Source organism: Paenibacillus sp. MMS18-CY102 (assembly GCF_009789195.1).
GTDB lineage: Bacteria > Bacillota > Bacilli > Paenibacillales > Paenibacillaceae > Paenibacillus_T.
Genome location: NZ_WSTC01000062.1, coordinates 1 through 10,637, shown reverse-complemented (window position 1 = coordinate 10,637; position 10,637 = coordinate 1). Strand labels below are relative to the sequence as shown.

Here is a 10,637-nt window from a genome sequence, read left to right as displayed (position 1 = left end):
CGGGATGGACGCACCGCTGGTGTACCAGTTGTTCCGCCAGGAGCATCGCTGGGTAGCCAAGTGCGGACGGGATAAGCGCTGAAAGCATCTAAGCGCGAAGCCCCCCTCAAGATGAGATTTCCCAATTAGTAAGACCCCTGGAAGACGACCAGGTTGATAGGCTCGAGGTGGAAGCGCAGCAATGCGTGCAGCTGACGGGTACTAATAGGTCGAGGGCTTATCCTAAGCGTTAATGCCAGCTAAATTGTATTGCTTCAGCATTCGTATCCAGTTTTCAAGGTGTGATTTTATGCTTGATAGAAATCACTGCCACAGCAATGTGGTTTTTTTATTGGCCTTTAGCTCAGCTGGTTAGAGCGCACCCCTGATAAGGGTGAGGTCGGTGGTTCGAGTCCACTAAGGCCAACCATTTCTTTTTCATACGGGGCCATAGCTCAGCTGGGAGAGCGCCTGCCTTGCAAGCAGGAGGTCAGCGGTTCGATCCCGCTTGGCTCCACCACTAATTTTATACTGTTCCCTGATAGCTCAGTTGGTAGAGCACTCGACTGTTAATCGAGTTGTCACAGGTTCGAGTCCTGTTCGGGGAGCCAGTTATAGAGAGGTGTCCGAGTGGTCGAAGGAGCACGATTGGAAATCGTGTAGGCTCTAACCGGGTCTCGAGGGTTCGAATCCCTTCCTCTCTGCCAGATTAAATTTTAGTTCGGCCCGTTGGTCAAGGGGTCAAGACACCTCCCTTTCACGGAGGTAACAGGGGTTCGAATCCCCTACGGGTCACCATATGGAGGCTTAGCTCAGCTGGGAGAGCATCTGCCTTACAAGCAGAGGGTCGGCGGTTCGATCCCGTCAGCCTCCACCATTTATTTAAAATACTGTCGCGGGGTGGAGCAGCTCGGTAGCTCGTCGGGCTCATAACCCGAAGGCCGCAGGTTCAAATCCTGCCCCCGCAACCAATTTCAACTTCGGATTGCTGCCGAAGAAATCGTGTGGAGCCGTGGTGTAGAGGCCTAACATGCCTGCCTGTCACGCAGGAGACCGCGGGTTCGAATCCCGTCGGCTCCGCCATTATTATTCAGCAATTAGGCTCGGTAGCTCAGTTGGTAGAGCAAAGGACTGAAAATCCTTGTGTCGGCGGTTCGATTCCGTCCCGAGCCACCATTTTTTGAGAAATGAATATGCCGGTGTAGCTCAGTTGGTAGAGCAACTGACTTGTAATCAGTAGGTCGTGGGTTCGACTCCTATCGCCGGCACCATGTTTTATGGAGGATTAGTGAAGTGGCTAAACACGGCAGACTGTAAATCTGCTCTCTCTGAGTTCGGTGGTTCGAATCCATCATCCTCCACCATTTCTTTTACATCAAGAGCCATTAGCTCAGTTGGTAGAGCACCTGACTTTTAATCAGGGTGTCGTAGGTTCGAGTCCTACATGGCTCACTTTTAACTTCATATGCGGTTGTGGTGGAATGGCAGACACGCTATCTTGAGGGGGTAGTGGGCGTACGCCCGTGGAGGTTCGAGTCCTCTCAACCGCACCATCTATGCGGAAGTGGCTCAGCGGTAGAGCATCGCCTTGCCAAGGCGAGGGTCGCGGGTTCGATTCCCGTCTTCCGCTCCATAATTAGTGCCCTTAGCTCAGCTGGATAGAGCGTTTGACTACGAATCAAAAGGTCAGGAGTTCGAATCTCTTAGGGCACGCCATTTACGGGATGTAGCTCAGCTTGGTAGAGCACCTGGTTTGGGACCAGGGGGTCGCATGTTCGAATCGTGTCATCCCGATTTGAGAAACTTTTATTCATGCCATGGGACTGGTCCCATAGTGTGAGGCAAATATAAACACCTTCAAGGGAAAGCATCCTACCTTCAGGTTGGGTGCCGGTCTTGAAGGTGTTTTGTGTTATACATGGACTTCAAATGCATCGTCATGTGCCTATACGCCATGGCGATGTTTTTTTATGTCTAAATACTGTGACGAATGGCCATCGACCGTATTCGCACCAATTCGTGCTTGCTCGGGTCCGTAGAAAGCATATTCGACCTATGCCTTCCAGAGAATGTTGGATAATATGCGCATATGCGAATATCATCCAGATCAATTCTGGATATTGTCCATGTTCGAGAACGGCGCTATCGATTACAATCTAATTAATAATGATTATCATTCTAAACAGACACGAGGATGGTGTGGTTCGAAATGTTCAGTTTCAAAGGATGGAAAGGTTTATCATTAGCTCTCGTCATGCTTATGGGGATTGCGTTCACGATAAGCGGAACGGCTGCAAGCAAAGTCTCTGCCGCGGCAAGTACGAAGGTCATTAATTACAATGGGGCTAAATATACCGTTCCGATTAGAACGGTCAAAATCGTTATCGTTGGCTCGTTCGAAGCGATGGAAGATGCGCTGGTGTTGAACTTCAAGCCGCTGGGGGCTCCTCAGGTCGGAGGCAAGTTCCCGGCGATATTCTCAAGCATCACTTCCGGTGTTACCGGAATTGGCGAGAAGACACAGCCCAATTTTGAGACCATTCTGAAGCTGCACCCAGATATCATTCTATCGAGCACGAAATTCCCAGAAGAGACGAACAAGAAGCTTGCGAAGATCGCAACGACGATTCCAGTGTCGCACGTGTCCTCTGATTGGGAAGACAACCTAACCTTGTTGGCAAACCTGACGGGGATAAAAGCTAAGGCGACTCAAGCCATTACACAGTATAAAAATTCGTTGGCCGACGCGAAGCTGAAGCTCTCGTCGAAGCTGAAGGGCAAGAGCGCGGTGGCACTTCGTATTCGGACAGGCAACTTGTTCATCTACCAGCAAGACTTGTTCTTCAATCCTTCCCTATACGCCGATCTTGGTGCACCGGTACCTAGCATCATCTCGAAAGCTAAAGCGCAGGAAGAGATTTCACTGGAGAAGTTTGCGGGAACCAACCCGGACTACATTTTCTTGCAATTCTCAGCAGATGAGAACGTGGATCAGCCTAAAGCGCTTGAAAATTTGAAGAAAAACCCGATTTGGAAGAGCCTCAAGGCTGTGAAGAACGGCAACGTCTTCATTAACTTGGTCGATCCGCTCGCTCAAGGCGGAACGGCTTACAGCAAAATCAATTTCCTCAATGCATTGAAAAAAACGAAGCTTTATACGGGTAAGTGAGATGACTTCATGATACAAAAACAAAATGTTGTCCCCGCGACGGTGCTGCTGCTAGCACCGTTCGCAATGGGGATTGTAGTCGTGTTGTCCGTCGTGCTCGGGGCGAAGCAGATCGCACTCCATACGGTGTGGGATGCGTTGTTTCATTTTGATCCGGACAACATTGACCATCAGATTATACGTACCTCTAGGGTGCCTAGGGCGATTGGATCGCTCATGATCGGCGCTTTTTTGGCGATTTCGGGGGCATTAATGCAAGGGATGACGAGAAATTACCTGGCTTCCCCATCCATACTTGGCGTATCAGACGGATCGGTGTTTGTCGTGACGCTGGCGGTTGCATTCCTGCCGGATGTCCATTCTGTAGGACTCGTAGCATTGTCTATGATTGGCTCCGCAATTGGAGTTGGGCTTGTTTTCGGACTTGCTTGGCTCGTACCGAATGGCCTGTCCCCAGTAGGAATCGCGATTCTCGGTACAATCGTTGGCACATTCCTAAATGGTGTTGCCGCAGCTACTGCCATGTATAAACAAATCTCGCAGGATATTAGTTTTTGGTATAACGCTAGGCTCGATCAGATGGATCCGGGGTTAATAAAGATATCTATTCCTTTTGCGGTGGTGGGGATCATATTGGCAATGTTTTTATCCCGGTCCGTAACGCTTCTGTCTCTAGGGGAAGAAATATCAGCCAACCTCGGTGTGCGAACAAAATGGGTCAAAGGCTTAACTATGTTATCTGTCGTTATTTTGACAGGCGTATCGGTTGCTCTGGCGGGCAAAATTGCTTTCATCGGCCTTATCGTTCCGCATATCGCTAGATTTATTTCCGGTATTGATTACAGATGGATCGTTCCCGTATCCGGTGTTATTGGAGGGTCCTTTCTAGTTGTTAGCGATTTGTTGGCGCGGTTCGTGAATTACCCGTTCGAGACTCCGGTCGGTGTAGTAACGGCGCTGTTCGGCGTTCCCTTCTTTCTGTATCTGATTAAGACAAGAGGAGGGGGCAAGCATGCTTAGAGCTGAGACACCAAAGTTTTATCTCGTGTTGGTAACGGCATTGATGCTCTTGCTGGCCGCCGTGTATGTGAGTTTAACGAACGGTACATACGATATTAGCGTGCGGGATGTTATAAAGACCTTTTTGAGGTTAGATCCGGTGCGTGAGTTTGACCTAGTTATCTTCGAATTCCGGCTTCCGCGTATCGTGTTAGGTGTGATGGTAGGGTTCGCGTTGGGACTGGCGGGCTCCGTTATTCAAGGCGTTACGCGCAATCCGCTGTCGGAGCCAGGAATCCTGGGCATTAATGCGGGAGCAGGGATGGCTGTTGTTCTGTTTATGCTCGTGTTTCAAGGGCAAATCGATGTGTCTGGCTGGGCTTCAGTGCTGCTCATGCCGATGTTCGGAATTGCTGGCGGGCTTGCCGCGACGGCAATGATCTTTATATTTGCGAGGCATCAGGGGAGCTTGGACCCGCAGCGAGTCATTCTCGTTGGCATCGCGGTCGCTACAGGCTTTGGTTCGCTATCGATGTATATTAGTTTGAAAATGAATCCAAATGACTTTGAAATGGCAACAGTATGGCTCGCCGGGAGTATCTATAACGCAAATTGGCAGTACATCGTGATGATGCTGCCGTGGTTGATTTTGCTGCCTCCGATTATTTGGGCCCGTTCGAAGGTGCTTGATCTGTTCCAGCTTGATGAATTGAATGTTCGCGGCTTAGGCGTGAAGGTAGAGCGTGAGCGCAATTGGCTTTTGGTCTGCAGCATAGGGCTTGTTAGTGTTAGTGTCGCCGTATCCGGCAGTATTGCGTTTATTGGCCTTATTGCACCACATATGGCGCGAAGGCTGGTCGGGCTGCGCCATCAGCTGAACCTTCCAATCAGCGGGCTGCTCGGCTCCTTAATGATTGTTGTCGCGGACTTCATCGGGAGGACGGTTTTTGCCCCTGCTGAGCTTGCAGTTGGCATTGTTGTTTCTATTATTGGTGTGCCGTATTTTGTGTATCTACTAATTATTTCGAAGAGATAGTATGGCAAGGCAGAGGGATTCAATGAAGGAGGGAATAATGATGCTCATTCAGAAGAGGACGATTTCAGTTAAGCCCGGTTACGCCGATCAAGTTGTCGAACGCTTTAGCAAGGAGGGCGCACTTGACGCTAGAAAAGGCCTCATTGATATTACGGTTATGGTGAATAAACGCGCTAGAGAGGTGGACGAGGTAGCGTTGCTTATCCGCTGGGAGTCAGAAGAGGCGTGGAAGGCGTGGGAGAAAAGCCCTGAGCATATTCAAGGGCATCGGGATGCGCGGGGCAAGCAGCCTCCAGAGTACGTGATTAGCACGGTCGTGAGTATGTATGAGGTGAAGAAGGTTCGGGTTGGCAAGGCTGCGAGGGCTAAGGATCGGACAGACGTATAACTGTATATCGATATTAAATACATCGCCAGATGGGTCTTAGATCCTGGCGGTGTATTTTTTTATGTTTGCAAGTCAACTTCTCCAGAAAGGTTTGGGATAGCTATTCTGCAGAAAGTCTGATGAGAAGACCGTCACTTATTTTTTGCTGGAATGTAATCGTTTTATATATTTTCCCTGTTTAAATCGGTGCATTTTTATTGCAATTACTGAAATATTATTCTAGTATATCAAAGATGCTACATAGTTTAACAAATGTTATCTCAGAGAGTGGGAAATGGAAGTGATAGATTACCAACCCGGTGTAGGTTCAGCGACAGATGAAGAAGCTTTAGCAGGTTAGACGGAGCAGTTCTTAGAGGATATTCACTTACTAGGCATTCTGTTCATCTCGAGGTATGTAATCTTGAGAGAGATTTTGGGAAAACATTGATTTAATAATGGAGGGGAAATTTTGAAAATAGTTACTCGTATCTTTTTAATTCTAGCATTACTGTTCCAGATTGTCCCTGCAATTAATGTTTCAGCGGCACCTACCACGTATTCAGGAGGATTGTTGGATAACCTCCCCTTAAAAAGCGGGGCGACTTTTAATAACCCTACCTTTACTACGGTTACGGAATTAACGGACAATAACACATCTACCAAGAAGAACTTGGTATCCAATGTTGCTTGGTACACGTTTACCGCACCACAAACGATTAATGCAGTGGTTATCAATAATCTCTCTGGATATAATGATACGTTTGTGGAGTTTTACGACAGTAACAATGTAAAAATCGGTCAGTACACGCCTATTACAAGTAATGGAGTTGAGAGCCTTCCAGCCCCTATTACGGGTGTGTATGCAGTTGTTCTCAAATCTGCTTCTTACTTGTATGCATCAGAATTTAACGTTTATACAACTCCTACAGGTACACCTAATGTGCCGGCCATTAGTTTTTCCGCGGGATGGGACAAGTGGACGGAAATCGATTGGAGTTCAACCGGTGCCAAATGGTATAACGTCCAACGGTCCACAACGTCTTCATCGGGCCCATTTGATACGATTGCTACCAATCTTACGGGCACAACCTACAGGGATACAACGGTAACGAACGGAACGACTTATTACTATGCCGTTACAGCTAGCAATGAAGCTGGTGAAAGTGTGAAATCCAATGTGGTGACCGTGTTGCCTAGTGCAACAAAGTACACGGGCGGTTTATTGGACGGCGTGACGCTCAATACAGGTACAGCACTAGGAAACAAAGCCGCTACAACCCAGCTATTAACGGATAATAGCGCATCTACCAAGATCAGCTTGAATTCCAATGTTGCTTGGTACACGTTTACCGCACCGCAAACGATTAATGCAGTGGTTATCAATAATCTCTCTGGATATAATGATACGTTTGTGGAGTTTTACGACAATAATAATGTAAAGATCGGTCAATATACACCTATTACAAGTAATGGAGTTGAGAGCCTTCCAGCCCCTATTACGGGTGTGTATGCAGTCGTTCTCAAATCTTCTTCCTACTTGTATGCGTCGGAATTTAACGTTTATACAACCCCAGCAGTTGTACCCAATGTGCCGACCATTAGTTTTTCCGCGGGATGGGATAAGTGGACGGAAGTTGATTGGAGTTCAACCGGAGCCAAGTGGTATAACGTCCAACGGTCTGCAACGTCTACGTCGGGCCCATTCGAAACGATTGCTACCAATCTTACGGGCACAACCTACAGGGATACAACGGTGGCGAACGGAACGACTTATTACTATGCCGTTACGGCTAGCAACGAAGCTGGTGAAAGTGTGAAATCCAATGTGGTGACCGTACTGCCTAGTGCAACAAAGTACACGGGCGGTTTATTGGACGGCGTGACGCTCAATACAGGTACAGCACTAGGAAACAAAGCCGCTACAACCCAGCTATTAACGGATAACAGCGCATCTACCAAGATCAGCTTGAATTCCAATGTTGCTTGGCATAAGTTTTCCACACCACAAACAATAAGTTCAGTGGTTATCAATAATCTCTCTGGATATAATGATACGTTTGTAGAATTTTACGACAATAACAATGTAAAAATCGGTCAATATACACCTATTACAAGTAATGGAGTTGAGAGCCTTCCAGCCCCTATTACGGGTGTGTATGCAGTCGTTCTCAAATCTTCTTCCTACTTGTATGCGTCGGAATTTAACGTTTATACAACCCCAGCAGTTGTACCCAATGTGCCGACAATCAGTTTTTCCGGGGGATGGGACAAGTGGACGGAAGTCGATTGGAGTTCAACCGGAGCCAAATCGTATAACGTCCAACGGTCCACAACGTCTTCATCGGGCCCATTCGAAACGATTGCTGCCAATCTTACGGGCACAACCTACAGGGATACAACGGTAACGAACGGAACGACTTATTACTATGCCGTTACAGCTAGCAATGAAGCTGGTGAAAGTGTGAAATCCAATGTGGTGACTGTACTGCCTAATACAACGAGGTACACGGGCGGTTTATTGGACGGCGTGACGCTCAATATAGGTACAGCACTAGGAAACAAATCTTCTATAACCCAGCTATTCACCGATAATAATGTATCTACCAAGCAAAACTTGGGTTCCAGTGTGGCTTGGTATAAGTTTTCTGCCCCACAAACGATTAACTCAGTGCTTATCAACAATTTAAATGGCTATGATTCGTATGTGGAATTTTATGATAGTAACAACGTAAAAATCGGTCAGTACACGCCTATTACAAATAATGGAGTTGAGAGTCTCCCAACCCCAATTTCGGGTGTGTATGCGGTCGTTCTCAAATCAACCGCCTTGTATGCATATGAATTTAATGTCTATACAGCCCCTCCGGCTATACCTAACGTACCTACTGTTGTCTTTTCCGGGGGATGGGACAAATGGACGGAAATCGATTGGAGTTCAACCGGGGCCAAATGGTATAACGTCCAACGGTCTACAACGTCTTCATCGGGACCATTCGAAACGATTGCTACCAATCTTACGGGCACAACCTACAGGGATACAACGGTAACGAACGGAACGACTTATTACTATGCCGTTACAGCTAGCAATGAAGCTGGTGAAAGTGCGAACTCTAATGTGGTGACCGTACTGCCTAACACAACGAGGTACACGGGCGGTTTATTGGACGGTGTGACGCTCAATATAGGTACAGCACTAGGAAACAAATCGGCTACAACCCAGCTATTCACCGATAATAACGTATCTACCAAGCAAAGCTTGGGTTCCAGTGTGGCTTGGTACAAGTTCTCTGCCCCACAAACGATAAATTCAGTGCTTATCAACAATTTAAATGGGTATGATTCGTATGTGGAATTTTATGATAGTAACAATGTGAAAATCGGTCAGTACACGCCTATTACGAATAATGGAGTTGAGAGTCTCCCAACCCCAATTACGGGTGTGTATGCGGTCGTTCTAAAATCAACCTCCTTGTATGCATATGAATTTAATGTCTATACAGCCCCTCCGGCTATACCTAATGTACCTACTGTTGGCTTTTCCGCGGGATGGGACAAGTGGACGGAAGTTGATTGGAGTTCAACCGGAGCCAAGTGGTATAACGTCCAACGGTCTACAACGTCTACGTCGGGCCCATTCGAAACGATTGCTACCAATCTTACGGGCACAACCTACAGGGATACAACGGTAACGAACGGAACGACTTATTATTATGCCGTTACAGCTAGCAATGAAGCTGGTGAAAGTATGAAATCCAATGTGGTGACTGTGTTGCCCAATGCAACAAAGTACACGGGCGGTTTATTGGACGGCGTGACGCTCAATACAGGTACAGCACTAGGAAACAAATCTTCTACAACCCAGCTATTCACCGATAATAACGTATCTACCAAGCAAAGCTTGGGTTCCAGTGTGGCTTGGTACAAGTTCTCTGCCCCACAAACGATTAATTCGGTGATTATAAATAATCAAAATGGTTATGATTCGTATGTGGAATTTTACGACAGTAATAATGTGAAAATCGGTCAATACAAGCCTATTGCGAATAACGGAATTGAGAGTCTTCCAGCTCCTATTACGGGTGTGTATGCGATCGTTCTGAAATCTTCCTCTTTGTATGTATCAGAATTTAATCTTTTCGGGGTTGGTAACTTGCATCCGCAACTTACTGCAACGGTTGAAGACAAACAGTCTATCTTAAACTGGAATGCGACAGACGGGGCTACTGGGTATGTGGTTAGACGTTCTGTAGAAGCAGGAGGGCCGTATTCGAATATCGCCTCACTTCCAGCAGCCCAACTCACATACACTGATACAAATTTAGTAGGTGGAAAAACTTACTATTACGTAGTATCTGCTTTGTATGGACCGGTAGAGAGTGCGAATTCAAATGAAGTCTCTGCTACAATTCAAGTTACTGCGCCAAACGCGCCGGTAAATGTAAGTGCAATTTGGACAAATTCTCAAGTAAACATAACTTGGGACGCTGTTCTGGAGGCCAATTCCTACATTGTACAGAGAGCTACGGTTGCAGGTGGACCATACACGGTAATTGCCACTAATGTAACCAGTTCTGCTTATTTAGATTATTCGGTTACTTCTGGCACAACGTACTATTACGTCATCCAGGCAGTTAATGCAGGTGGAACAAGTGGTTATTCAATTGAAGTAACTAGCACATTAAGTGCGCCGAATGTTACGAAGTTCATAGATAGCGATGGCGGGCTTAACTTAACCTGGACGCAGATTGCAGGAGCGGCACATTATGAAGTAAAACGCTCGGAGACGCCAGGAGGTCCTTATACAAGCATTGGCATTGTGCAAAATGGGTCTTACATGGGCTATCTCGATGTAGATTCAATAAATGGGGACAATCAGTACAAGTCCTATTACTATGTCGTAACGGCAGTGAACGGATCGGCAACGAGTGTGGTTTCCAATGAAATCGCCTTGATTCGTCCGGGTGCACCGACCAACGTTCAAGTGGTAGCAGGGGATACAACCGCAACAGTTACGTGGAATAGCGTGATGCATGCAACCAGCTACGCGGTGTATATGTCGACTTCCGAAAATGGTTACTACCAGT

5 protein-coding genes, 16 tRNA genes and 1 rRNA gene are annotated in these 10,637 nt (G+C 47.0%); all 22 read left to right on the top strand.

Annotation, left to right across the window (positions count from 1 at the left end; translation table 11 throughout):
• Nucleotides 1-225, top strand: a 23S ribosomal RNA gene (locus tag GON22_RS25110); the annotation flags it as partial.
• Nucleotides 226-332: 107 nt separating this feature from the next.
• Nucleotides 333-409: transfer RNA gene (locus GON22_RS25105), tRNA-Ile, on the top strand.
• Nucleotides 410-423: 14 nt separating this feature from the next.
• Nucleotides 424-499 (top strand) — tRNA-Ala (locus tag GON22_RS25100).
• A 15-nt stretch (nt 500-514) separates the two neighbouring features.
• Nucleotides 515-590: transfer RNA gene (locus tag GON22_RS25095), tRNA-Asn, on the top strand.
• Between the two features lie 5 nt (nt 591-595).
• Nucleotides 596-686: transfer RNA gene (locus GON22_RS25090), tRNA-Ser, on the top strand.
• A gap of 16 nt (nt 687-702) precedes the next feature.
• Nucleotides 703-777: transfer RNA gene (locus tag GON22_RS25085), tRNA-Glu, on the top strand.
• Between the two features lie 3 nt (nt 778-780).
• Nucleotides 781-856 (top strand) — tRNA-Val (locus GON22_RS25080).
• Between the two features lie 17 nt (nt 857-873).
• A tRNA-Met gene (locus GON22_RS25075) sits at nt 874-950 on the top strand.
• Nucleotides 951-985: 35 nt separating this feature from the next.
• Nucleotides 986-1,062 (top strand) — tRNA-Asp (locus GON22_RS25070).
• Nucleotides 1,063-1,079: 17 nt separating this feature from the next.
• Nucleotides 1,080-1,155 (top strand) — tRNA-Phe (locus GON22_RS25065).
• A gap of 19 nt (nt 1,156-1,174) precedes the next feature.
• A tRNA-Thr gene (locus GON22_RS25060) sits at nt 1,175-1,250 on the top strand.
• Between the two features lie 8 nt (nt 1,251-1,258).
• A tRNA-Tyr gene (locus GON22_RS25055) sits at nt 1,259-1,343 on the top strand.
• Nucleotides 1,344-1,358: 15 nt separating this feature from the next.
• Nucleotides 1,359-1,431, top strand: a tRNA-Lys gene (locus GON22_RS25050).
• 15 nt (nt 1,432-1,446) lie between these two features.
• A tRNA-Leu gene (locus GON22_RS25045) sits at nt 1,447-1,532 on the top strand.
• Between the two features lie 5 nt (nt 1,533-1,537).
• A tRNA-Gly gene (locus tag GON22_RS25040) sits at nt 1,538-1,612 on the top strand.
• A gap of 6 nt (nt 1,613-1,618) precedes the next feature.
• Nucleotides 1,619-1,695, top strand: a tRNA-Arg gene (locus GON22_RS25035).
• A gap of 4 nt (nt 1,696-1,699) precedes the next feature.
• A tRNA-Pro gene (locus tag GON22_RS25030) sits at nt 1,700-1,773 on the top strand.
• Between the two features lie 415 nt (nt 1,774-2,188).
• The gene (locus tag GON22_RS25025; protein WP_202113498.1) at nt 2,189-3,148 is read left to right on the top strand and encodes an ABC transporter substrate-binding protein; all 960 of its coding nucleotides are present in this window, start codon (nt 2,189-2,191) and stop codon (nt 3,146-3,148) included.
• 12 nt (nt 3,149-3,160) lie between these two features.
• On the top strand, nt 3,161-4,168 hold the full coding sequence (locus GON22_RS25020; protein ID WP_336604368.1) for a FecCD family ABC transporter permease: 1,008 nt from the start codon (nt 3,161-3,163) through the stop codon (nt 4,166-4,168).
• On the top strand, nt 4,161-5,183 hold the full coding sequence (locus GON22_RS25015) for a FecCD family ABC transporter permease (protein WP_160398801.1): 1,023 nt from the start codon (nt 4,161-4,163) through the stop codon (nt 5,181-5,183). Before GON22_RS25020 ends, GON22_RS25015 begins: the two co-directional genes overlap by 8 nt.
• A gap of 40 nt (nt 5,184-5,223) precedes the next feature.
• Nucleotides 5,224-5,571 (top strand): antibiotic biosynthesis monooxygenase, encoded by a 348-nt coding sequence (locus tag GON22_RS25010; protein WP_160398804.1) that lies wholly within the window; start codon nt 5,224-5,226, stop codon nt 5,569-5,571.
• Between the two features lie 922 nt (nt 5,572-6,493).
• Nucleotides 6,494-10,637 (top strand): hypothetical protein (locus tag GON22_RS25005; protein WP_160398800.1); only part of this gene is annotated, 4,144 nt, incomplete at its 3' end.